The organism is Paracidobacterium acidisoli (assembly GCF_003428625.2).
Taxonomy (GTDB): domain Bacteria; phylum Acidobacteriota; class Terriglobia; order Terriglobales; family Acidobacteriaceae; genus Paracidobacterium; species Paracidobacterium acidisoli.
In genome coordinates this window covers 474,898-496,864 of sequence record NZ_QVQT02000002.1, presented here as the reverse complement: position 1 = coordinate 496,864, position 21,967 = coordinate 474,898, and the positions used below count along the sequence as shown (strand labels likewise).

The window sequence follows — 21,967 nt, the reverse complement described above, 5'->3', positions numbered from 1 at the left end:
AATAGCGACCTTGTGATGTACAACAGAAACCGGCAATGAACACAATGATGAAAAAGATTTTGCTGCTCGCCACGCTGTTCGCAGGTCTCTCTTCCGCCGCTCTGGCCGCATCCGTCATCACGACCCGGCTCGACGATCCTGGCGCGGTCTATCTCACAGCGCAGGCCTTTGGCGCGCGGGGCGATGGACAGGCAGACGACAGCGCGGCCATCCAGGCCGCCATCGACAAGGCTGAGGGACCCGATCACGCCGGAATTGTGTTCATCCCTTCAGGACGCTACCGGCTCACGCGCACGATTTACGTCTGGCCGGGTGTGCGCGTTCTCGGCTATGGCGCAACGCGTCCGGTTTTTGTGCTGGCGGACAACACGCCGGGCTTTCAGCAGGGTATTGGTGACATGGTGATCTTTGCCGGCGCACGCCCAGGTACGCCCCATGCACAGAGCCGCCGCATTCCGTTTCCTCCTCCTGGCAGCGTGCCGCCCAACGATGCGATTGCCGACGCCAATCCCGGCACATTCTATTCAGCGATGAGCAACGTCGATTTCGAAATCGGCGATGGCAATCCGGCAGCCGTGGCGATCCGGTTCCATGTCGCGCAGCACTCCCTGCTTAGCCATATCGACTTTCATATCGGCTCGGGCCTGGCGGGACTGACCGAAGTCGGTAATGAGGCCGAGGATCTGCACTTCTATGGCGGACGCTATGGAATTCTCACAGATAAGCCATCGCCGGCCTGGCAGTTCACGCTGATCGATTCTTCGTTTGAAGGGCAGCGCGAAGCAGCGATTCGCGAACACGAAGCCGGGCTGACTCTCATTCGCGACACATTCCGCAATGTGCCGACGGCTATTGATATCGATCCGCACTATTCCGATGAGCTGTGGGTGAAGGATTGCCGCTTCGAGAATATATCCGGCTCCGCGGTCATCATCAGCAATGAAAAGAGTCCGCTCACGGAGATCGGATTTGAGAATGCAGTTCTGAAGAATGTACCGACCTTTGCCCAGTTCCGCGAAAGCGGGAAAAAGGTGCCCGGCAAAGGCATGATGTACCGGATCAGAAATTTCAACTACGGGCTTATTGTGCCGGGGGAGGGAAGCACCGGCAGCATCGGCATGCTCTATGACGCTGCAGCTCTCAGCACCATGCCCGCATCGCTGCCACCTGCGATTCCGGCTCTGCCGCCTGTCGCAGAGTGGGTGAATGTACATACGCTGGGCATCATCGGAGATGGCACGACCGATGACACCGCTGCGATCCAGAAGGCGATTGATACGCATCGCGTGCTCTATTTTCCGAGCGGCCATTATGTCGTCAGCGACACACTCAGGCTGAAACCGGAGACGGTCCTGATCGGGTTGCATCCTTACCTGGCTCAGTTCGATCTTCCTGACAGCGCGGCGGGTTACCAGGGCACAGGCGCGCCCAAAGCCGTAATCTATGCGCCGGAGCATGGCTCGAACATCGTTCAGGGGCTCGGAGTCTTCACCGGAGGTATCAACCCGCGTGCGGTGGGCGTGCTGTGGTGTGCCGGAGCCGATTCGCTTGCCGACGATGTGCGCCTGCTGGGCGGCCACGGCAGCGGGATGAATCCTTATAACAACACCCACACGGCCGATCCCGATCTGCATAAGAGGTGGGACGGACAGTATCCCAGCCTATGGGTGACACATGGCGGCGGAGGAACCTTCGCCAATATCTGGACGCCGGACACCTTTGCTCAGGCGGGATTCTACGTCTCCGATACAACCACGCCCGGCCATGTGTATGAGCTATCCAACGAGCACCACGTTCGCAACGAAATTAAGTTCGATCATGTGGAGAACTGGGATATCGACGCTCCGCAGACCGAGGAAGAAGCGGGCGAAAGCATCGAAGCTCTGTCTCTCGAATTCGACTGGTCGAAGAACATCACCGTCGCCAACTACCATGGCTATCGCGTTACGCGCTCTCGGGCGCCATTTCCTGCAGCCGTTCGTCTTTATCATTCCTCAGAGATCCACTTCCGCAATGTTCTCGTGAATGCCGAGAGCGGATTTGCTACCTGCGATGAAAACGGCTGCGGCACATTTCTGCGGGTAAGCAAGTTTCCGTATGAGAATGCGATTGAGGATATGACGCACCATCTGGAGGTGCGCGAACGGCGGTTCGCTGTGCTCGACGTTCCGGCCTCTCCTGCTGTGCCGCCTGCGCCCGATGCCTCTGCTGTGCTCGCGCCGGATTCCCGGGTCAGGAAGCTGGAGGATGGCTTTTATTCCATCTCCGGCGCGGCCGTGGATGCAGCCGGCAAACTGTATTTTGTCGATCACCATCAGCAGCGCATCTATGGCTGGTCGGCAGACGAAGGGCTAACGATCGAGCGCGACAATCCGCTCGATCCGGTGAATCTGGCCTTCGATAAGGCGGGCGATATGCTGGTGCTCTCTTCCGCGGGCGCGGAGGGAACGGTGTATGCTTTCCGTCCCGGATCACCGGAGGATCAGATTACGGTGCTTGCGCCGCAGGAAATGAGGCCGCATCCCGATGCGATGGCCCTGCTGCCCGTCAATTACTGGAACAATGGAGAATTTGCGAATCAGCTCAACTTCAGCACCTTCACCTATACGACGCTCGCCGAAATGTTCGCACAGGATGTATCGACGCCGAAAGCAAAGGAATATGTTTCTCCCGATGGCAGCCTTTTCCTGCCTGCGGCGCGCGTCTTTCAGCAGGGGCCACCGGACTATACCGGCACGCGCTTCTCTGACAATCTGGACAGCTATGGCTTTCTTCGTGCCTTGCCGGGGCATCGGGTCTACGTCAGCAGTGAATCGGAAGACCGCACTTATAGTGCGCTGGTTGGCGCAGATGGCACACTAAGCGATCTGCGGCCCTTTGCCGAACGAGGCGGCGAAAGTGTCGCCGTCGATGGCGCCGGCAATGTGTACATCGCCAACGGGCAAATCTTTGTTTACAACCCTGCCGGCCGGCAGATTGGCCGCATCGACGTGCCTGAGCGTCCGATTGATATTATTTTTGGCGGCAGCGATCATCGCACGCTGTTCATTCTTGCGCATCATGCCTTGTTTGCGGTCAATGTGCGTGGCTCGAAATAATGCGGGAATCCAAAAGATGATCGGCGTGCAGGAATGAAAATCGCCGGAGGAAGCAAATATAAAGGCGTAGCCGGGATTTCAGAAAGGTACAAATAAAAGGATCGGTTTGGGCAACCGATGCTGTTTATGGCGGAGAGACAGGGATTCGAACCCTGGATACCTTGCGGTATACACGCTTTCCAAGCGTGCGCCTTCAGCCACTCGGCCATCTCTCCGGCGCTATCCATTATCGAATTTACCACAGTCTGCTCCTGCTCCTCTTCCGCAGCCATCGCCCGATACAATCGTGCAGATCCCCGATACGATCATCGTGCAGACCTATGGACCAGGCATCCGAGATTCAGGTTTTCGAGCAGACCTCGCAACAGTACAGTCTTCGCGCCGAGCTGCGTGCGCTTCTGGCGCTGGCCATCCCTGTTGTACTGTCCGAAATCGGCTGGATGACCATGACCATCGTCGACCTCATCATGGTCGGCAAGCTAGGTCCTGATGCCATTGGAGCGGTTGGTCTCGGCAATGCCGTTTATTATGCGCCCTCTCTGTTCGGCATTGGCCTTTTGCTGGGGCTGGATACGCTTGTTTCGCAGTCGTGGGGAGCGGGTGATTACGACGGCTGCCATCGCTCGCTGGCACAGGGAATCTACATCGCTCTTGCCGTCACGCCGCTGCTGATGCTGGTCGTCTTTGGGGCGGAGATTGTTTTTACCGGGCACGGCGTCGATCCGGTTGTTGGCAGCCTCACCCGCGCCTATACCGGAGTGCTCAACTGGAGCACTCTGCCGCTGCTGCTCTATGGTGGGTTTCGCCGCTACCTGCAGGGAGTCGGCCGGGTGGGTCCGGTTACCTTTGCGCTGATCACCGCCAACCTCGTCAATGTGGCCGGCAACTGGATCTTCATCTACGGCAAATTCGGTATGCCTGCCCTGGGCGTGCGTGGCTCCGCCATCTCCACCTGTGTTGCGCGCCTGTATATGGCAGCGGTGCTTATCTTTGCAGCCTGGGCGCACGAGAGGAAGCGCGGCCATGCGCTCTTTGCGCACTGGCCTGGGCCGGACTGGAAGAGTATTCGCTCACTTCTGAGGCTGGGATTGCCCGCCGCCTCGCAGGTGGTGCTTGAAGTTGCAGCCTTTGGCGCGGCGACGGTTCTTTCCGCACATCTCACGCCTATTGCACTGGCCACGCATGAGATTGTGCTGAGCTGCGCCGCTTATACCTACATGGTCCCGCTGGGTGTTTCCGCTGCGGCTGCCGTGGCCGTGGGCCATGCCGTCGGAGCGGGGAACCGCGCGAAGGCGCGAAGAGCCGGCTGGCTGGCCATCGGACTCGGCGCGGGCTTTATGGCCTGCACGGCGGTTCTTTTCCTGGCTGTGCCGCAGCCGATTCTGAAAATCTGGACACATGACCGGCAGGTGCTCACCCTTGGCACGCACATTCTGGCGATCGTGGCGGGCTTCCAGATCTTCGACGGCATACAGACCGTCTCCACCGGTGCGCTGCGCGGCCTCGGTGAGACGCGCTTTCCCATGCTGATGAATCTGACCGGCTACTGGATTCTTGGTCTGCCTCTTGGAGCGCTGCTTTGTTTCCGCCTGCGCTGGGGGCTCTCCGGCCTGTGGAGCGGGCTCACATTTGCGCTGATTACCATCGCGCTGCTGCTCTGCGCGCGCTGGCGAACAGATGCACGAAGCGCCGCCGCCGCGTAAGCGCCGGCAGGAGCCGCCAGAGAGAGTCGACTGACTGCTGTCGTTACTTCTTCTTAATGGATTTCTTCACTAACTGATTCAGCGAAGTCTTCGATAACTCTTCCCGCAGCGCCTTTTCTGCGCTCCGGAATACACCCGCGAGTACAGGATTGACCTTTCCCGTCATCGGCCCGGAAAGATCGGCCGCATGGAAGAGCGCGCCGCCGTCCAGCGCCCGATAGATATCTTCAAGCGATATTTCCTTTGCAGGCTTCGCCAGTTTTGAGCCGCCATTCGGTCCCTTCTGGCTTTCCACCAGATCTGCCTGGTGAAGCAGCGAAAAGATACGTCGAATGACTACGGGGTTCGTGTTCAGTTTACGTGCCACGTCCTCTGAGGTCTGCAGTACATCCGGTTCGACAGCAAGCAGAGCCAGGGCATGAACGCCGGTTGCGAATCGGGTATTGACGGCCATGTTGTCACGCTACCACAGGTCGGCAGGAATCAATACGCGGAGATTGTAACAATCGCGTTTTCCTGCTCGCATCCCGTGTTAGCATCGAACTTCTTTATCCTCTCGATCAGGCTTTGTGCAGGAGTGAGTGTGCGTATTTTGTTCGTCGGAGACGTCTTCGGCAGTGCCGGCCGCCGCATTGTGCGTGAGCATCTTGGCCATATCATTACCGGGCGTCAGATCGATCTGGTGATCGTGAATGGAGAAAACTCCGCGGGCGGCTTCGGTATTACGCCGGCGATTGCGGAGGAGATATTCGACCTTGGCGCTCATGTGATTACTACGGGTAACCACGTTTGGGACAAACGCGAAATTATCGAATACATGCAGTCGGTGCCGACGGAGAGCCATGAGCGCCCTCGCCGCGTTGTGCGCCCTGCAAATTATGTCGCCGGCACTCCCGGTCACGGCTTTTATCAGGGATCGCTGCCGACTGGGCAGGCCTATGCCGTGATCAATCTGCAGGGGCGAGTCTTCATGGGTTCAAGCGATGACCCCTTTCGCGTTGCCGACGATCTTCTGAAGCAGATCACCGCAAAGGTGATCCTCGTCGATATCCATGCTGAGGCGACCTCGGAGAAGGTTGCGCTGGGCTGGTATCTTGATGGACGCGTTACCGCCGTTCTCGGCACGCACACGCACATTCCCACCGCCGATGACCGCGTCCTGCCAGGCGGTACGGCCTATCAGACCGATGTCGGCATGAGCGGCCCCTGGGACAGCGTCATCGGCGTGGAAAAAGAGCTGGTGCTGCAGCGGTTTCTTACCGGAATGCCGGGAAAATTCGAGCCGGCAAAGGGCGATCCGCGCCTGTGCGCCACGCTGATTGAATGCGACGGCGCAACCGGGCGGGCTGTATCTACGCAGAGATTGCTGCTCGGCGAATAGATTTGTGTAGCTATAAATTTGTAGTTACAATCTTTCTGTACGCATGATCCTCTTCGAGTGGGATGAGGCAAAGGCCGAAAGCAACCGCCGCAAGCACGGCGTCACCTTCGAGGAAGCCATGATTGTCTTCGATGACCCGAATGCCGTCTTCGTAGAAGACCGGATGGTTGACGGGGAGCTTCGATGGCACGTCATCGGATTTGCCGCAGGCACAACGCTTCTGCTCGTGGCGCATACCCTGCATGCAGCGCCGAATGAATCGAAGGAAATCGTGCGACTGATCTCTGCAAGACCGGCAACCAGGAGAGAAAGGATTCTTTATGGGAAAAATTGTGCGAAAGACGCTGACGGATATTAAGGTAACTCCGGCGATGAAGCGCCATCTCAAAGAGCTGGCTTCCCGCCCCGACGGCGAGATCGACCTTTCCGATATTCCTGAGCTGACAGAAGATTCCTTCAGGAACGCCATCCGGAATCCCTGGTACCGCCCCGTCAAAAAGCAGCTAACCGTCCGTCTGGATGCCGATATCATCGCCTGGCTGAAAAAGAAGGGAAGCGGCTATCAGACCAGAATGAACGCCCTGCTGCGTGCCGCCATGTTGGTGGAGACCGAACAAAAGCGCCGCCGCGCCAGTTAAAACATCGCGTCTGAGGTGCATCTAAAAAGTGTTAAGGCGTCTTACATCTGCCTGTAGTTGGGATCATATGCTCTCACAGATTGTCAATCCCCGCCGGAGAGTCGAAGGCGCGCAGCGGAAGGACCTGCTTTCCCCTTTATTCGTCCGCATTCTGCGGTGGCCGCATCAGCGGGAAGAGAATCACATCCCGAATGGACTTTGATCCGGTCAGGATCATCGTGAGGCGATCGATGCCGATGCCCTCGCCGCCTGTCGGCGGCAGCCCATAGCCCAGCGCGCGGACGTAGTCCTCGTCCATCTGGTGCGCTTCGTCATCGCCGCGCTCGCGCTCCTTTAGCTGATCTTCAAAGCGCCTGCGCTGCTCCTCCGGATCGTTCAGCTCGCTGAAGGCATTGCCGACTTCGAAGCCGCCGATGTAGAACTCGAAGCGCTCGACCCAATCCGGCTCGTCGGGCTTCTGCTTCGACAGCGGGGAAACTGCGAGAGGGAACTCGTAGATGATGGTGGGCTGAATCAGATGTTCTTCCGCAACTGTTTCGAAGAGAGTGGCGATAGTCTTGCCGAGTGGCTCACCAGGCTTGTATTCCACGTGAATCTTAGCAGCGCGTAGCCGCTCGACAACCGTGATCACGCAGTCGCTTGCGTTGAAATCGGAGATCGAAGGCTTTGCACCCGCCGCCTCCGGCCAGAATTCAATAATCGCTTCGCGCATCGTAAACCGCCGCCACTTGCCCAGATCGATCTCCACATCATTGAAGACCGTCTTCGTCGTACCGTTCACTTCGAGCGCGACAAACCGGATCAGCTCTTCGGTCAGGTTCATCAGGTCGTGATAGTTGGCGTAGGCCTGATAGAACTCGAGCATGGTGAACTCGGGATTGTGCTGCGTCGAGATGCCCTCGTTGCGGAAGTTCCGGTTGATCTCGTAGACGCGATCCAGCCCGCCGACCACCAGCCGTTTCAGATACAGCTCCGGTGCGATGCGCAGAAACAGATCGAGATCGAGCGCATTATGGTGCGTGGTGAATGGCTTTGCCGCCGCGCCGCCCGCGATGGGCTGCATCATCGGCGTCTCGACTTCCACATACCCGCGCTCATCGAAAAACTTCCGGATCGCCCGCAGCACCTGAGCGCGCTTGACGAAGACCTCGCGCACCTCGGGGTTCATAAAGAGATCGACATACCGCTGGCGGTAGCGCAGCTCCAGATCGGCCAGGCCATGATATTTCTCCGGCAGAGCCAGCATGGCCTTCGCCAGGAAGGTCAGGCTCTCGACGTGAATCGATAATTCGCCCGTCCGCGTGCGGAACAGATAGCCGGTCACGCCGATGTGGTCGCCCAGATCGAGCAGTTTATAGAGATCAAAACCGGCGTCGCCGACGGCGTCTTTGCGAACGTAGATCTGCAGACGGTAATTCGGAGTTTTATTCTCACCTTCGGCCGCAGGCTCGGCATTCTTCTGCGCATACAGCGCATCCTGCTGCTGCAGATGCGCGAAGCCCGCCTTGCCCTGGCCGCGAATCGCCATCAGCCGGCCGGCGACAGCAACATGCACGCGCTCTGACTCGAGCTGTTCGCCCGTCGCCTTGCCGTACTTCTCCCAAATATGAGGAATGGTCAGCTCCGTATACCCCCCCGGCGCTTTGAACGTGTTGGGGTACGCGGCCTGTCCCAGCGCCTCAATCTGCTTCAGCTTTTCCTGCCGGAGCGCAAAGAGGTTGCGCTCGAAATCCGATTCAAACACGTATAGTTCCTCAATCTGCCTGCAAAGGTTCCTTTGAAGTATAACTTTGCGGCGGAATGAATCTGCCGTGATCGGTCGCAATGCGCCCGGATGCTGTTCGTTTCGCGGGGCCGTGCGCATGGAAGGCAGATTTGTGTATAAAGACGAAGAACATGGCGGTCGATCCAAAATCCGCAGGGAACGGGAACAACGCCCTGCACAGTCTGGTCCAGGCCGAGCGGCTGGTACAGATTGCGATTGTTCTGCCTGCGGCGGTCTTCATCGGCTGGGCCGGCGGCACGCTGCTCGATCACTGGCTGCATCAGCACTGGATTTACATTCCGGGACTGCTCTTTGGTGTGATCGCGGGGCTGGTGGAAGCCGTGCGCCAGGCTCTCCGCGCCGGTGAAAGCCAGCCCGATGGAAAGAAATGACGACTGAAGCTAATTCTTTTCTGCAGTTTACGGATGCGGATCTGCAGGCTGCCTTTCGGCGCGCCCTGCGCACCATCGTGATCCTCGCCCTGATTGGCGGAAGCCTCTTCGCGCTGATTGCCGGGTGGCAGAGCGGCGTTTATGTGCTTGTCGGTGCAGCGGTTTCCGGAGTGGGGCTCTATGAGTGGCAGCAGCTGGTTGCGCTGATCAATGCGCGGCTCGACAACCAGAAGACTCCCCGGTCGACCGGGTTTCTGCTGGTGATGTTTTTCCTGCGTCTGGGTATTGCGGCAGTTGTTCTGTATGCTACCCTAAAGTGTTTGCATGGATCGCTTTACGCGCTGATTGCGGGTCTGGCACTGGCGGTGGCAGCCCTGACCATTGAGGCCGTACGGCTCGTGCGCTCCTGAAAAGAATCGAATCACTTTTATGCTGAGCCTGATTGAAGCCCTGACACGACTCCTGAACCACCTGTTTGCCGTGCCGATTACAGCCACCATGCTGAAGCTCGGCATCCACCCGGTACACCCTGCCGCGCCCATCAATCAGGCGCTCGCGCTCGAGAGCTTCATCGCGTTCCTCATGCTGCTCTTTTTTGTCCTGGTGCGCTCCGTGCTGAGCGTGGAGCGTCCTGGCAGCGCGCAGCATCTGGTGGAGATCGTGCATGAGTTTGTCTGCAGCCAGGGAGAAGCGATCATCGGCCACGGCTACGAGCCGCACGTCGCCATTGCGACCATCGTTCTGGTCTTCCTGCTCTGCTGCAACTTCACGGGCCTGCTGCCGGGCATCGATTCGGTCACATCGGACCCGGTGGTTCCGCTGGGCGTCGCGCTCGTAGTCTTCCTCTACTACCACTGGAACGGCGTTCGCGCGCAGGGGCCCATTGGCTACCTGAAGCACTTTGCCGGGCCGGTATGGTGGATCGCGCCTCTGCTTTTCCCCATCGAGATCATCTCGCACTTCGCCCGCATCATGTCGCTGACGATTCGTCTTTACGCCAACATGTTCGCCAGCGATCTGCTGACCCTGGTCTTCTTCTCGATGATCCCGATCGGCATTCCGATCATCTTCCTCGGTCTTCACTTTGCCGTTTCCGTGATCCAGGCGTACGTGTTTATGCTGCTGACGCTGATCTATCTGTCGCAGGCGGTCGCGCACGAGCACTGAGGAATAAGAATCTCTCCGGGAGTCTCGCTTCCACTCCCGGCAGAAAGCCGTTCAGCGTGAGGGGGCCAGCACGGTGAGCCTCAACCACCCACTGGCGGCAATTTTCGGAAGCAGGAGTAACACCATGCGCAAGCTGCAATACTTCCTGATGACGCTGGCCGCCCTGATCATGGCGACCCCGGCGTTTGCTCAAACCGGAGAAGGTGGCGGAGCCGCCAGCCTCGTTCCCATCGGCGCCGGAATCGGCATGGCCATCGCTGCCGGCCTCTGCGGCCTCGGACAGGGCAAGGCCACCGCATCGGCCACCGAGGCGCTCGCCCGCAACCCCGGAGCACGTGCCGGCATTCAGCTTCTGCTGGTTCTTGGGCTCGCGTTTATCGAGTCGCTGACGCTGTTTACCCTGGTCATCATCTTCCTCAAGGTGAAGTAAGCGAATTACAGGAATAAAAAAGCCCGGCTTCGGCCGGGCTTTTCTGTTTGCGGATGCTGCGACTTCAGCGGCTTGCCACCGTCGTTCCGTTTCCGTTTACCGAAGCATAGGTCTGTGCTCCGGCTTTGGCGGCGGCCAGAACCCTTCCCGGCACAATGCCGAGGATGAGTGTCGTCACCACAGTGAGGAAGAGCGTCAGCATCAGCGGAACCGATGCCGGAGGCACTTCATTCACCGGAGACGTAGCTGCCGGTTTGGAATAAACCGCCGTGATTACCCGCAGGTAGTAGAACGCCGCGATGCCGCTGTTGACCAGGCCGATAATCGCCAGCCAGACCATGCCTGAGTGAAGCGCCGCTGAGAAGACATAGAACTTGCCGAAGAAGCCGCCGGTGAAGGGAATTCCGATCAGGGAGATCAGGAAAAACGCCATTACCCCGCCGAGAAGCGGAGACCGGTAAGCGAGACCACGGTAATCCTGAATCGAGGTCAGGCGGTCTTCAAATCCGCCCGCCTGGCTCAGTACGGCAAAGATGCCGACGTTCATCGCCGCGTACGAGACAGCGTAGAAGCTTGCTGCGGCAATTCCATCCACAGACAGCGCCGTGAACGCCACCAGCAGATATCCGGCATGTGCGATCGACGAATAGGCCAGCATGCGCTTTACGTTCAGCTGGCGCAGCGCGCCAAGGTTACCCACCGTCATGGAGATGACCGCCAGCCACCACAGCAGCGGAATCCAGTGGGCGTGCAGCAGGGGAAGCGCTCCATAGGCAATGCGCAGCAGCACCGCAAACGCCGCGGCCTTGGGAGCGGTCGACATCAGCCCGACGATGGGAGACGGCGCACCTTCATACACATCCGGCGTCCATACATGGAACGGCGCAGCAGAGACTTTGAAGCTGATGCCGACCAGAATCATCGCCAGGCCGATGTAAACCAGTCCGGAGACCTGCCCCGTGCTCAGCGCGGCGGCAATGTCGCCGATTCGCGTCGTGCCGGTGGCGCCGAAGAGCAGAGCGATGCCGTACAGAAAGAAGGCTGTTGCAAAGGAGCCCAGCAGAAAATACTTGATGGCGGATTCAGGTCCTTTGGCGCTTTTCTTCCGGAAGCCCGCCATGATGTAGGTCGAGATGGATGAGATCTCGAGGCCGATGAAGACCAGCAGCAGCTCGACGGCGCTGGTCATGAGCAGCATGCCGATCGCGCCGAAGACAATCAGCGCAAACAGCTCTCCCAGATTCTCCGTCGTGTCAGGCACGGAACCGAGCACGGCAAGCAGAGAGGCCAGTACGATCCCGCAGAGCAGCACATGGAAGAAGACGCTGAAGGCATCCGTCTGCACCACGCCGAAGTATGCCGTGCCCGGAGGCAGCTGATACTGCCACAGGCTTGCCGCCAGCGCAGCCAGCGTACCCAGCACCGCCAGCCAGCCCAGCGGTTTGCGGCTGGACTTCTGAGCGAGCAGCGGCTCGATCAGCATGATAAGCACGCCGGTAATGGTCAGAATGACCTCAGGCAGAATGCGAAGCACCTGTGCCGGACCGTTCACTGCTTCACCTCCGCCACCGGAATCGCCGCATTTGTCACGGTGTGTGTTACAGAATTTACCTGGCTGTTTGCAAGACTGCTCACCGCTCCGTCGATTGCACGAATCCAGTAAGGCGAGGCCACACCCATGATGAGCATCAGTATCGCCATCGGCCACAGCGTAACCAGCTCACGGAAATTCAGATCGCCGGCCGCCTTGCCGGCCACCAGAGCCGACTGCGGTCCATAGAAGATGCGCTGGACCATCCACAACATGTAGGCCGCGCTCAGAATGACGCCGATCGTTGCCGCGGCGACCCATCCTGGGCTGACCGGGAAGCTGCCGCTCAGCACCAGAAACTCGCCGACAAAACCATTCAGAATCGGCAGACCCACCAGCGACAGCGTGGTGACGACAAACAGTGTTGCCATCCAGGGCAGCTTTGCCGCAGCTCCGCCGAACTGGGTAAGGTCCGTTGTTCCGTAGCGCTCATACAGAATGCCGACGAGGATCAGCAGCGCGCTGCCGGTGAGTCCTTCGTTCAGTGTCTGGAAGACAGCGCCGTTCAGCCCCGAAACCGAGAAGCAGAAGATGCCCAGCGTGCAGAAGCTGAGACTGCTGAGCATGGCATACGCTACCAGGCGCTTCATGTCAGTCTGCGCGAGCGCGACCGCAGCGCCGTAAAGCAGTCCGATCACCGCCAGAGCGATCATCCAGGGCGCAAACTCACGCGACTGAGCAGGGAAGAGGCCGAGATTGAAGCGCAGGATCGAATAGAGTCCCAGCTTGCCTGCGACCACCATCGCCATGGCCGTAGGTGCTTCGCTGATGACATCGGCCAGCCAGCCGTGCAGCGGAAAGACCGGGACCTTGACCGCAAACGCGACCAGGAAGGCCAGCGAAACCCAGCACAGGGCCTTCGGAGCCAGAGCCAGGCTGCCGTCGCCGAGTCTGCTCTGCAGCTCCACGAAGTCGAAGGTGCCGGCCTTCGAGTAGAGCCACAGAATCGCAACCAGGAACAGCGCCGAGGTGAGGAAGGTGTACAGGAAAAACTTGATGGCCGCCTGCGGTCCGCGATTTCTGCCGAACATCGCAATCAGAATCGCCATCGGCACCAGAGACAGCTCCCAGAAACCGTAATACAGGAACATGTCGAGCGAGACGAAGACGCCGATCATCGCTGTCTGCTGCAGCAGAAAGAAGAAATAGAACTCTTTGGTTCGCGACTCAATCGCTTTCCACGAAGCCAGCACGCCCAGAGGGCCGAGGAAGGTGGTCAGCAGGATCAGCCACATCGAAAGGCCGTCCACGCCCAGGTGGTAGCGAATGGCCGGGCTCGCGATCCACGCGTAATTTTCCTCAAACTGGAAGCCGTGCCGCGTGTAATCGAAGTGAAACGGCAGATGCAGCGAAAGTATAAAAGTGGCCAGCGCGACTGCCAGCGTCCACCACTGGATCACACGTCCCCGCCGCGGCAGCAAAGCGACGACCAGCGCGCCCGCAGTGGGCACAAACGTCGTCAGCGTCAGTATCGAATCGCTCAGCACGAAGCCTTTCCTTAAATAAGTCTTCCGTTCCGGCTTACCGGAGCAGGAAGTGGGCCGTAAATCCGAAATACGTCACAAGCAGCAGCACTGCGGCAAACAGTGCCAGCCAGCCTGCATACGAACGAATATTACCCGACTGAATGCGCGCCACCAGCGCGCCGAGCCCCTGCACGGAGTATCCGGCCGCGTACGTGCCGCCGTCGATCACACCGCGATCGATCAGGCCTTTCAGAAGGTATCGCGAGACCAGAAGGACCGGCGTCACGACGACCGCGCCGTACAGCTCATCCACCCAGTACTTTCCAGCCAGCAGGGAGTAAAGCGCCCGCAGCTTTCCGGCAAACTGAGCGGGCAGATATGGTTTGGCAAAGTACAGAATGTGAGCTGTCAGCCAGCCGAGAACGGCCACCAGCACGGAAGCACCTGCCAGTGCGAGCTCCAGACCGCGGCTGCCTTCAGGCGACGGCTGATTATGGAACATCACTGTCACCTGAGTACCAGGATGTAGTCCAGGTAAATACTGGAACGATTGGAGTACCGGCTCCAGAAAATGTCCGAACCAGTTGCTGCCACCCAGCGCCTCCGGCCATCCGAGAAGCCCACCGAACACCGAGAGCACCGCCAGAATCACCAGCGGCCCAAGCATGATCCACGGACTTTCGTGGACGCCGTGTGCGTGGCCGTGATCCGCGGCATGCGCATGATCGTGCGCATGGTGTGCTTTTCCCGTCCGGGACTCTCCGAAGAAGGTCAGGTACCACAGCCGGAACATATAGAACGAAGTCAGTCCCGCTGTGACCAGTCCGACGAACCACAACACCCGGCCCAGACCGCCGGAGACGAATGCCTGATAGAGGATCTCGTCCTTGCTGACGAATCCGGAAAGGGGCGGAAAGCCGGAGATGGCGAAGACCGCTGCCGTCATGGTCCAGAAGGTGACGGGAATCTTCTTTCGCAGCCCGCCCATTACGCGCATGTCCTGCTCGCCGCTCAGTGCATGAATCACCGAACCTGCAGCGAGGAAGAGCAGCGCCTTGAAGAAGGCATGCGTGACCAGATGGAAGACGCCTGAAGCGTATGCCGCCACGCCGCAGCCCAGGAACATGTATCCCAGCTGCGAGACCGTCGAATAGGCCAGCACACGCTTGATATCGGTCTGCACGATACCGATGGTCGCTGCAAAGAAGGCCGTTGCAGTGCCGATGATTGCAATGGTTGCGAGTGCAAACGGCGAGCGATCGAAGATCACATGCGTGCGAGCCACCATGTAGACGCCGGCTGTGACCATGGTGGCAGCGTGAATCAGCGCCGAGACCGGCGTGGGGCCTTCCATCGCGTCAGGCAGCCAGATATACAGAGGGATCTGCGCCGATTTGCCGGTGGCTCCGAGAATCAGGAAGAGGGCGATGGCCGTCAGGAAGCCGCCCTGCCACTCCGGGTGCGCCGCAACGGTGCTGAAGATGGTTCCGAAGTTCAGCGTGCCGAAGTGCGCGATCATCAGAAACATGGCCAGCAGAAAGCCGAAGTCGCCGATGCGGTTGACGACGAAAGCCTTTTTGCCCGCCTTTGCGGCCGAGTCCTTCTGAAAGTAGAAGCCGATCAGCAGGTACGATGCGAGGCCCACGCCCTCCCAGCCGACGAACATCAGCAGGTAATTGGCAGAGAGCACCAGCACCAGCATGAAGAACATGAAGAGGTTCAGGTAGGCAAAGAACCGCCAGTATCCCTCTTCCTCTGCCATGTAGCCGGCCGAATAGACGTGAATCAGAAAGCCGACGCCGGTCACGACGCACAGCATCACCAGCGTGAGCTGGTCGACCTGAAAGGCAAAGTCCGCGTGGAACCAGCCTGCCTGAATCCACGTGCCGATTGTTTCCACGTGCGGCAGCGTCAGCGATCTGAAGTTCAGAACGATGGCGCTTACCTGGAACAGCGGAATCAGCGTCGCAATCAGAGCCACTGCGGAAACGACCGCCTTCGGGAACCGGCGGCCAAGCAGGCCGTTCACCAGAAATCCGATGAAGGGAACGATCGGGATCAGCCACAGGGGCCAGAGATGTGTGCCTGATGCGCTGGTCATAGTTTCATCAAATCCACTTGATCGACATTGAGGGTGTTGCGCGTGCGGAAGATGGCGATGATGATCGCAAGCCCCACCGCCGCCTCGGCCGCAGCAACGACCATGACGAAGAACACGAAGATCTGCCCGCTCACCTGATGCCACTGGTGAGCGAAGGCGACAAAGGTCAGGTTCACGGCATTCAGCATCAGCTCAATCGACATGAAGATGCTGATGATGTTGCGCTTGACCAGAAAAGCGGCTACGCCGATCGAAAACAGGATGGCCGCGAGCACAAGGTAGTAAGAAACCGGAACCATGATCAGTGCTCCTTCCTGGCCAGCGCCACTGCGCCGAGAATCGCAATCAGAATCAGCACCGAGGTGACTTCAAAGGGCAGCAGCAGATCGCGGAACAGCACTTTGCTCAGATCCGCGGTTGTTACCAGGTATTCGCCAAGCTGCGCCTGTCCGAAGCTGCTGCTGCGCGACAGAAAGACAAAGGCCAGAAGCCCAAGCAGCGCGGCCACGCCGGGAAAGCCGAAGAGATACGCCATTTTGCTGCCGTGGGTTCGCTCTTCCGATCCCGCATTCAGCAGCATGATGACAAAGGTGAACAGCACCATAATGGCGCCGGAGTAGACGATCACCTGCGCCGCAGCCAGAAACTCAGCCCCCAGCAGCAGGTACAACACTGCCAGCGACGTCATCACAACAATCAGCGACAGGGCGCTGTTGATGGGATGGCGCTGCAGCAGCAGGTTCAGCGCTCCCGCCACACACAACGCGCCGAAGATGAAGAACAGGACCAGATGCATGCTTTCAGTCGCTCGCAGAACAACAGGGTTCAGCCGGATAACAGCAGAGATCAGAAGAAGAATTTCCGGGGTCCGAAACTGTGATTGTAAATCACAGCTACCGGGCCCGCAGAGCCATCCAGAAGCTGGTGACAACGATATTTGCAATAGCTACCGGCACCAGGAATTTCCAGCCTAATCCCATCAGCTGGTCGTAGCGGAAACGCGGCAGCGTGCCGCGTACCCAGATGTAAAGAAAGAGGAAGAAAAAGACCTTCAGAACAAACCAGAACACCGGCAGCAGTGCCTGCACGACCACACCGCCGACGGCAGGAATGAGATTGCCGAAGGGGCTCGACCATCCCCCGAAGAACAGCAGGGTAGCCACGCAGCTTACCGTAATCATGTTCGCGTACTCGGCCATGAAGAACATCGCGAACTTCATCGAGCTGTATTCGGTGTGATAGCCGGCCGTCAGCTCGCTCTCCGCCTCAGGCAGATCGAAGGGAGCGCGATTCGTTTCCGCATACGCGGCGATCAGGTAAATAAAGAACGCAACGAACTGGAAGCCGCCGAAGAAATTCCAGGACAACAGGCCATGCGTCGCCTGCACGCTGACAATGTCTTTCAGGCTCAGAGAGCCGGTGCGCATCACAACACCCACAACGGCGAGGCCCAGCGCAAGCTCGTAGCTGATGACCTGCGCGCTCGCGCGCAGCGCGCCCAGCAGCGAGTACTTGTTGTTCGAGGACCATCCGGAGAGGGCAATGCCGTAGACGCCGACAGACGTGATGCCCAGGATCACCAGCAGACCGATGTTCACATCGGTGATCTGGAAGAGGTTCACGCCGTGCCACATGACCGGCGCGCCAAAGGGCACCACCGCAATCGACATGAGCGCGCAGCTCAGCGCAATGATCGGCGCCAGAATGTAGAGCGGCCGGTAGACCGACTCCGGGATCAGATCTTCCTTCAGAAAGAGCTTCGCGCCATCGGCCAGCGGCTGCAGCAGCCCGAAGGGGCCGACACGGCTGGGTCCCCAGCGGTTCTGAATGCGGCCGACCACTTTGCGTTCAAGCAATACCGTGTAGGCCACCGCAGTCAGCAGAATCACCACCACCACGAGGATCTTGATGATGCTGATGAGAAGAAATAACCAGAACCCGGTCTCCATCCAAACCCTTTCAAACTGTTCCTGCGGCTCCGCAGGCCCTGAAAGGTACGGTTTTCAGGCCGTACAAACCATCGTTAAAACCCGCGCGGCTTCGGCCGCTGCGAGCGGTGCGCTAATCGGCTGCGGTCTCCGCAGTCTTGCGCGTGTGCGACTCCATAACGGAATGAAGCATCGCGCTGTATTTACCCAGCGTGCCCGATGTAAACAGCGTGTCCTTCGACGGCAGCACCAGATCGCGCCGGCTGCCTGTGTTTTCGATCTGCACCAGCTCGGTCTTAATGTGCTGATCGTTTCCGGTGAGAAGATCCATGCGCGGAATGTCGTATGCCGGAACCAGCCGCTGCACTTCATCGAAGATGGCAAACGGATCGAACGGGCTCGCTTTCAGCTCGATGTGGTGCGCCGTCAGCCACACCTGATGGCGGTCCGCCTCGCCTGACTGCGCTCCGCGGGTCTGGCCAAAGTCGGCACGTACGCCGCCCCTGCCGAAGGGAACGAGCTTCTTCACATCCGCGCCCATCCGGTCCGCAAGACGGACGATCAGCTCGAAGTCGGAGCGGACACCGGCGCGGTCGGCAGCCTTCTTCACAAGCTGAATATCACCGAAGGTGTTGGTGACCGTTCCGGCCTTCTCGTACAGATTGGCAGCAGGGAAGACCACATCGGCCAGCTTTGCCGTCTCCGTCAGGAACATGTCCTGCACGACGAGGAAGACATTCTTCAGCGCGCTGGCATCCACGCCATAACGCGAGACGGGGTTCGACCCGACTACATAAAGCGCCGCCAGATCGCCTGCGCCCGCCGCGTCGAACATCTCGACCAGATCGAGTCCGGGAGCAGCCGGAAGCGCTTCGCCGTACTCTTCGGCAAACGTGCCCGCCGCTGTTACAGGAACATAGCCTGGCAGCAGATCAGGAAAGAGCCCCATATCCGCGGCGCCGCGTGAGTTCGCGTAATCGCCCAGGATGGCAAACTTTGCCTTCGGAAAGCCCATGCCGAACTTCACCAGCGCCTCAATATCTTTTCCGCGATACTCGGGACCGAAGACGATCAGCACCGATTCTTCCTTCAGCAGGTCTTCACGGAAGGATGCGGCCTTTTCATTGCTCGACAGTGCGCCGCCGTTGCCGCTGAGGAAGGAGACCAGATCCGCATAACCGTCCTGCGAAATCTCCAGGAAGGCCTTCGCCTGCCGCCGCAGCTTGATCAGCTCATGGTTCACGACATACAGCCGCGCCTGGTTCAGCCGCACATCGCTGCGCAGCTGCCATGCCAGGCCGGGATGCTCTTCGGTCGGATCGCCGCCGAGCAGCAGAATCGCCGGAGCCGCCGCAAAGTCGCGAAGCGAAGCCTCGCGATCGGCATTGCCCTTCAGCGCAGCGGCAAAGGTCGCATAATCCGCCGTGCGGTGGTGGTCGATATTGTTCGTCCCCAGCACCGAGCGCGCAAACTTCTGCAGCAGGTATGCCTCTTCGTTCGTCGTGCGGTTCGAGCCGATCACGCCGATGGCGCGTCCACCCTTCGCATCGCGAATCTCGCGCAGCTTCTTTCCCGCAAACTCCAGAGCCTCTTCCCAGCTCACCGGAGCCAGCTCGCCATTTGCCTGCCGCACCAGCGGCTTCGTCAGACGGTCTTCGCGGTTCGAGTAATCGAATGCGTAACGGCCCTTGATACAAAGGAAGTCGCCGTTGATGCCGCTCTTGTCGCGGTTGTCGCCGCGCACAATTTCCATGCCGTCATCGGCCCGCTTCAGCCCGAGCGTGGTCTTGCAGCCGTCACCGCAGTGCGCGCAGACGGTGCTCACGTGGTTCATCTCCCACGGCCGGGTCTTATAGCGGTACGTGCCGGAGGTCAGCGCGCCCACCGGGCATACGTCGATGCACTGGCCGCACTCTTCACACTCCAGATGATCCTGCTTGTTCGGCGCAATGACCGCGCCCGCGCCGCGGTTCTGAATGCCGAGCGCCCAGACGTCCATGCCCTCGCCGCACATGCGCACGCAGCGGTAGCAGAGAATGCAGCGCGGCCGGTCGAAGAAGACCACCGGCGACCACTGCTGCTCCTCGCGGTGCTGCTTGATCTCGACGTACTTCGATTCGTGCGCGCCGTAGCGGAAGGTCATATCCTGCAGCTCGCACTCGCCGCCCGCGTCGCACACCGGACAGTCCAGCGGATGGTTTCCCAGCAGCAGCTCAATGGTGGCTTTGCGCGCCTGCGCAATCTCCGGGCTCTCGGTGGTGAAGACCAGGCCCTCAGCCACGGGAGTCGTGCAGGCCGTCTGCAGTTTAGGCACCTTCTCCTGACGCACCACGCACATACGGCACGCCGCCTGCAGCGACAGTCCCGGATAGTAGCAGAACGCCGGAATCTCAATCCCATGCGCCCTGCACGCATCGATCAGCAGCGTCCCCGCCGGCGCAGTGAGCTTTTTCCCATCGACTGTGAAACTTACGTCCGCCATCAGTGCGCCCCCGAAATCTGCAGCAGCGGAGTCTCGCTCCGAGCTTTCCCGTTCACGTAATCCTCAAACTCCTGCCGGAACTTCTTCACGAACCCCAGCGTCGGCATCGCCGCCGCATCGCCAAGCGGGCAAAAGGTTCTGCCCATCATGTTCTCCGCCAGATAACGGATGTTATCGATGTCTTTTTCCATGCCGCCGCCGGCATAGATGCGCCCGATCGATTTCTTCAGCCAGTCCGTACCCTCACGGCAGGGGATGCACCATCCGCAGCTCTCATGCTGATAAAAGCTGATCGTGCGCAGTGCGAATTCAACGATGCTCACCGTCTCATCGAGCACCACGATTCCGCCTGAGCCCAGCATCGATCCGGCCTTGCCCAGCTGATCGAAGTCGAGGCCGATGTCGATCTCTTCCGGCAGAAGTACCGGCGTCGAAGAGCCGCCCGGAACCACAGCTTTCAGCTTCTTTCCGCCACGAATGCCCCCGCCAACCTCATATATGGCCCTCTTCAGGTTGTAGCCCATCGGCAGCTCATACACGCCTGGCCGCTCCACATGGCCGGAGATACCAAAGAGCCGTGTGCCGCCGTTACGCTCCGAGCCGACCTTTGCGTAAGCCTCGCCGCCCATCAGCAGAATATGCGGCGCAGTCGCAATCGTCTCCGCATTGTTGATGACTGTCGGACCGCCATAGAGTCCCACCACGGCAGGGAAGGGCGGCTTGATGCGCGGCACGCCGCGCTTGCCTTCGAGCGACTCCATCAGCGCCGACTCTTCGCCGACTTCGTATGCGCCCGCACCCGTCTGCGTCACGATGTCGAAGTCCACACCTGTGCCGAAGATGTTCTTACCGAGAAAGCCTTTGGCATACGCATCCGCGACGGCCTTCTCGACGATCTTCAGCAGATAGCGGTATTCGCCGCGCAGATAGATGAAGCCGAGCTTGGAGCCGATCGCCAGACCGGCGATCATGGTGCCTTCGATGACCGCATGCGGATCATGCAGAAAGATCAGGTGGTCTTTGCAGGTTCCCGGCTCGCTCTCATCGCCGTTGACCAGCACGTACTTGGGCTTTGCCGACTGCTTGGGAACGAAGGACCACTTCATGCCGGTAGGGAAGCCCGCGCCGCCGCGTCCGCGCAGCCCCGATGCCTTCATCTCGGCGATGATCCAGTCCGGACCCTTTTCGATCGCTGCCTGGACGGCCTTATAGCCATCCATCTCCAGATACTTTTCGATATCCGCCGCGCCCTGTCCAAAGCGCCGCGAGAGAATCTTCACTTCATCAGGATGGGAGACCAGACTGGGCATTACTTCGTCTCCTTTCCGCGTCCTTCGCGGTAATCGTCCAGAACCTTGTCCAGCTTCTCCGGCGTCAGCTGGTCGTAGAAGTCGTAATTCACCTGCACCACCGGGGCCCAGCAGCATACGCCCAGGCACTCCACTTCCTCGAGCGAGAAGAGACCGTCCGCCGTGGTCTCCTTGTGTCCGATGCCGAGCTTCTTTTTGCACTGATCCAGAGTGGCGTATCCATCACGCAGCATGCAGCTGATGTTCGTGCACACCTGCACGTGATATTTGCCCACCGGCTTCGTCCGCAGCATCGAGTAGTAGCTCAGCACGTTGCGCACATCGAGCTCCGTAATCCCGATCCGCTCCGCAATCTCGGCCACGACTGCGTCCGAGATGTAGCCGATGTCGTCCTGCGCATACAGCAGCATCGGAACCAGCGCCGAGCGCTTCACCGGGTAAATCGTCACCAGCTTGTCGAAGCGCGCCGCCGTCTCCGGCGAAAAGATCGTTGTTTTTTCTGCTGCCATCCGCCG

General features: G+C 59.4%; 20 protein-coding genes and 1 tRNA gene. 9 read left to right on the top strand and 12 right to left on the bottom strand.

The features are described from left to right. The first annotated feature begins 35 nt into the window (after window positions 1-35). Window positions 36-3,098, top strand: a complete 3,063-nt coding sequence (locus D0Y96_RS06000) for a glycosyl hydrolase family 28-related protein (protein WP_117298428.1) — start codon at window positions 36-38, stop codon at window positions 3,096-3,098. Between the two features lie 127 nt (window positions 3,099-3,225). On the opposite strand, the gene D0Y96_RS05995 is transcribed toward D0Y96_RS06000, so the two are convergent. Then, window positions 3,226-3,313, bottom strand: a tRNA-Ser gene (locus tag D0Y96_RS05995). Window positions 3,314-3,418: 105 nt separating this feature from the next. On the opposite strand from D0Y96_RS05995, the gene D0Y96_RS05990 reads away from it, so the two are divergent. After that, window positions 3,419-4,801, top strand: coding sequence for an MATE family efflux transporter (locus tag D0Y96_RS05990; RefSeq protein ID WP_117298427.1), 1,383 nt, complete (start codon window positions 3,419-3,421; stop codon window positions 4,799-4,801). Window positions 4,802-4,844: 43 nt separating this feature from the next. On the opposite strand, the gene D0Y96_RS05985 is transcribed toward D0Y96_RS05990, so the two are convergent. Then, window positions 4,845-5,255 carry an Rrf2 family transcriptional regulator gene (locus D0Y96_RS05985; RefSeq protein WP_117298426.1) on the bottom strand — a complete coding sequence of 137 codons (411 nt, stop codon included), beginning with the start codon at window positions 5,253-5,255 and terminating at the stop codon, window positions 4,845-4,847. Window positions 5,256-5,384: 129 nt separating this feature from the next. On the opposite strand from D0Y96_RS05985, the gene D0Y96_RS05980 reads away from it, so the two are divergent. Genes D0Y96_RS05980 through D0Y96_RS05970 form a run of 3 tightly spaced genes read left to right on the top strand, consistent with a single transcriptional unit; the run spans window position 5,385 to window position 6,820 of the window. Continuing rightward, complete coding sequence (locus D0Y96_RS05980) at window positions 5,385-6,182, top strand: TIGR00282 family metallophosphoesterase (protein ID WP_117298425.1); 798 nt, start codon at window positions 5,385-5,387, stop codon at window positions 6,180-6,182. Window positions 6,183-6,225: 43 nt separating this feature from the next. Further along, entirely contained in the window at window positions 6,226-6,540 is a 315-nt protein-coding gene (locus D0Y96_RS20685) for a BrnT family toxin (RefSeq protein ID WP_117298424.1), read from the top strand. Next, the gene (locus D0Y96_RS05970; RefSeq protein ID WP_117298423.1) at window positions 6,503-6,820 is read left to right on the top strand and encodes a BrnA antitoxin family protein; all 318 of its coding nucleotides are present in this window, start codon (window positions 6,503-6,505) and stop codon (window positions 6,818-6,820) included. Before D0Y96_RS20685 ends, D0Y96_RS05970 begins: the two co-directional genes overlap by 38 nt. Window positions 6,821-6,956: 136 nt before the next feature. Here the strand turns inward: D0Y96_RS05970 and lysS are convergent, their stop codons facing one another. Then, window positions 6,957-8,564, bottom strand: a complete 1,608-nt coding sequence (lysS, locus tag D0Y96_RS05965) for a lysine--tRNA ligase (RefSeq protein WP_117298422.1) — start codon at window positions 8,562-8,564, stop codon at window positions 6,957-6,959. 152 nt (window positions 8,565-8,716) lie between these two features. Here lysS and D0Y96_RS05960 point away from each other — a divergent pair, with 152 nt between their 5' ends. From D0Y96_RS05960 to D0Y96_RS05945, 4 genes are all read left to right on the top strand, one after another. After that, window positions 8,717-8,977, top strand: a complete 261-nt coding sequence (locus D0Y96_RS05960) for an AtpZ/AtpI family protein (RefSeq protein ID WP_117298421.1) — start codon at window positions 8,717-8,719, stop codon at window positions 8,975-8,977. Next, window positions 8,974-9,387 carry a hypothetical protein gene (locus D0Y96_RS05955; protein ID WP_252263510.1) on the top strand — a complete coding sequence of 138 codons (414 nt, stop codon included), beginning with the start codon at window positions 8,974-8,976 and terminating at the stop codon, window positions 9,385-9,387. The genes D0Y96_RS05960 and D0Y96_RS05955 overlap by 4 nt, the downstream gene beginning before the upstream one ends. A gap of 19 nt (window positions 9,388-9,406) precedes the next feature. Then, window positions 9,407-10,144 carry a F0F1 ATP synthase subunit A gene (atpB, locus tag D0Y96_RS05950; protein ID WP_252263509.1) on the top strand — a complete coding sequence of 246 codons (738 nt, stop codon included), beginning with the start codon at window positions 9,407-9,409 and terminating at the stop codon, window positions 10,142-10,144. A 124-nt stretch (window positions 10,145-10,268) separates the two neighbouring features. Next, the gene (locus D0Y96_RS05945; RefSeq protein ID WP_117298420.1) at window positions 10,269-10,574 is read left to right on the top strand and encodes an ATP synthase F0 subunit C; all 306 of its coding nucleotides are present in this window, start codon (window positions 10,269-10,271) and stop codon (window positions 10,572-10,574) included. Window positions 10,575-10,638: 64 nt separating this feature from the next. Here the strand turns inward: D0Y96_RS05945 and D0Y96_RS05940 are convergent, their stop codons facing one another. From D0Y96_RS05940 to D0Y96_RS05900, 9 genes are all read right to left on the bottom strand, one after another. Continuing rightward, a complete protein-coding gene (locus D0Y96_RS05940; protein ID WP_350448979.1) occupies window positions 10,639-12,126 on the bottom strand; it encodes an NADH-quinone oxidoreductase subunit N in 1,488 nt (495 codons plus the stop codon). Then, window positions 12,123-13,652, bottom strand: a complete 1,530-nt coding sequence (locus D0Y96_RS05935) for a complex I subunit 4 family protein (protein ID WP_117298419.1) — start codon at window positions 13,650-13,652, stop codon at window positions 12,123-12,125. The genes D0Y96_RS05940 and D0Y96_RS05935 overlap by 4 nt, the downstream gene beginning before the upstream one ends. Window positions 13,653-13,686: 34 nt before the next feature. Further along, entirely contained in the window at window positions 13,687-15,732 is a 2,046-nt protein-coding gene (gene nuoL / locus D0Y96_RS05930; protein ID WP_117298418.1) for an NADH-quinone oxidoreductase subunit L, read from the bottom strand. Further along, window positions 15,729-16,031, bottom strand: a complete 303-nt coding sequence (gene nuoK / locus D0Y96_RS05925; protein WP_117298417.1) for an NADH-quinone oxidoreductase subunit NuoK — start codon at window positions 16,029-16,031, stop codon at window positions 15,729-15,731. The genes nuoL and nuoK overlap by 4 nt, the downstream gene beginning before the upstream one ends. 2 nt (window positions 16,032-16,033) lie before the next feature. Continuing rightward, entirely contained in the window at window positions 16,034-16,528 is a 495-nt protein-coding gene (locus D0Y96_RS05920; protein ID WP_117298416.1) for an NADH-quinone oxidoreductase subunit J family protein, read from the bottom strand. A 97-nt stretch (window positions 16,529-16,625) separates the two neighbouring features. Further along, window positions 16,626-17,681, bottom strand: a complete 1,056-nt coding sequence (gene nuoH / locus D0Y96_RS05915) for an NADH-quinone oxidoreductase subunit NuoH (protein WP_117298415.1) — start codon at window positions 17,679-17,681, stop codon at window positions 16,626-16,628. A 112-nt stretch (window positions 17,682-17,793) separates the two neighbouring features. Then, a complete protein-coding gene (gene nuoG, locus D0Y96_RS05910) occupies window positions 17,794-20,142 on the bottom strand; it encodes an NADH-quinone oxidoreductase subunit NuoG (protein ID WP_117298414.1) in 2,349 nt (782 codons plus the stop codon). Continuing rightward, the gene (gene nuoF, locus D0Y96_RS05905) at window positions 20,142-21,452 is read right to left on the bottom strand and encodes an NADH-quinone oxidoreductase subunit NuoF (protein ID WP_117298413.1); all 1,311 of its coding nucleotides are present in this window, start codon (window positions 21,450-21,452) and stop codon (window positions 20,142-20,144) included. The genes nuoG and nuoF overlap by 1 nt, the downstream gene beginning before the upstream one ends. Then, window positions 21,452-21,961: an NADH-quinone oxidoreductase subunit NuoE family protein gene (locus D0Y96_RS05900; RefSeq protein ID WP_117298412.1), complete on the bottom strand. Its 510-nt coding sequence runs from the start codon at window positions 21,959-21,961 to the stop codon at window positions 21,452-21,454. Before D0Y96_RS05900 ends, nuoF begins: the two co-directional genes overlap by 1 nt. Between the last annotated feature and the right edge of the window lie 6 nt (window positions 21,962-21,967).

Excerpts from the sequence above, each read along its gene's own strand:
- D0Y96_RS05990 (WP_117298427.1), top strand. The coding sequence starts at position 3,419 with ATGGACCAGGCATCCGAGATTCAGGTTTTCGAGCAGACCTCGCAACAG.
- D0Y96_RS20685 (WP_117298424.1), top strand. The coding sequence starts at position 6,226 with ATGATCCTCTTCGAGTGGGATGAGGCAAAGGCCGAAAGCAACCGCCGC.
- nuoG (WP_117298414.1), bottom strand. The coding sequence starts at position 20,142 with ATGGCGGACGTAAGTTTCACAGTCGATGGGAAAAAGCTCACTGCGCCG.
- D0Y96_RS05955 (WP_252263510.1), top strand. The coding sequence starts at position 8,974 with ATGACGACTGAAGCTAATTCTTTTCTGCAGTTTACGGATGCGGATCTG.
- nuoL (WP_117298418.1), bottom strand. The coding sequence starts at position 15,732 with ATGACCAGCGCATCAGGCACACATCTCTGGCCCCTGTGGCTGATCCCG.
- D0Y96_RS05900 (WP_117298412.1), bottom strand. The coding sequence starts at position 21,961 with ATGGCAGCAGAAAAAACAACGATCTTTTCGCCGGAGACGGCGGCGCGC.
- atpB (WP_252263509.1), top strand. The coding sequence starts at position 9,407 with ATGCTGAGCCTGATTGAAGCCCTGACACGACTCCTGAACCACCTGTTT.
- D0Y96_RS05970 (WP_117298423.1), top strand. The coding sequence starts at position 6,503 with ATGGGAAAAATTGTGCGAAAGACGCTGACGGATATTAAGGTAACTCCG.
- nuoK (WP_117298417.1), bottom strand. The coding sequence starts at position 16,031 with ATGGTTCCGGTTTCTTACTACCTTGTGCTCGCGGCCATCCTGTTTTCG.
- D0Y96_RS05945 (WP_117298420.1), top strand. The coding sequence starts at position 10,269 with ATGCGCAAGCTGCAATACTTCCTGATGACGCTGGCCGCCCTGATCATG.
- D0Y96_RS05960 (WP_117298421.1), top strand. The coding sequence starts at position 8,717 with ATGGCGGTCGATCCAAAATCCGCAGGGAACGGGAACAACGCCCTGCAC.
- D0Y96_RS05920 (WP_117298416.1), bottom strand. The coding sequence starts at position 16,528 with ATGCATCTGGTCCTGTTCTTCATCTTCGGCGCGTTGTGTGTGGCGGGA.
- nuoH (WP_117298415.1), bottom strand. The coding sequence starts at position 17,681 with ATGGAGACCGGGTTCTGGTTATTTCTTCTCATCAGCATCATCAAGATC.
- nuoF (WP_117298413.1), bottom strand. The coding sequence starts at position 21,452 with ATGCCCAGTCTGGTCTCCCATCCTGATGAAGTGAAGATTCTCTCGCGG.
- D0Y96_RS06000 (WP_117298428.1), top strand. The coding sequence starts at position 36 with ATGAACACAATGATGAAAAAGATTTTGCTGCTCGCCACGCTGTTCGCA.
- D0Y96_RS05985 (WP_117298426.1), bottom strand. The coding sequence starts at position 5,255 with ATGGCCGTCAATACCCGATTCGCAACCGGCGTTCATGCCCTGGCTCTG.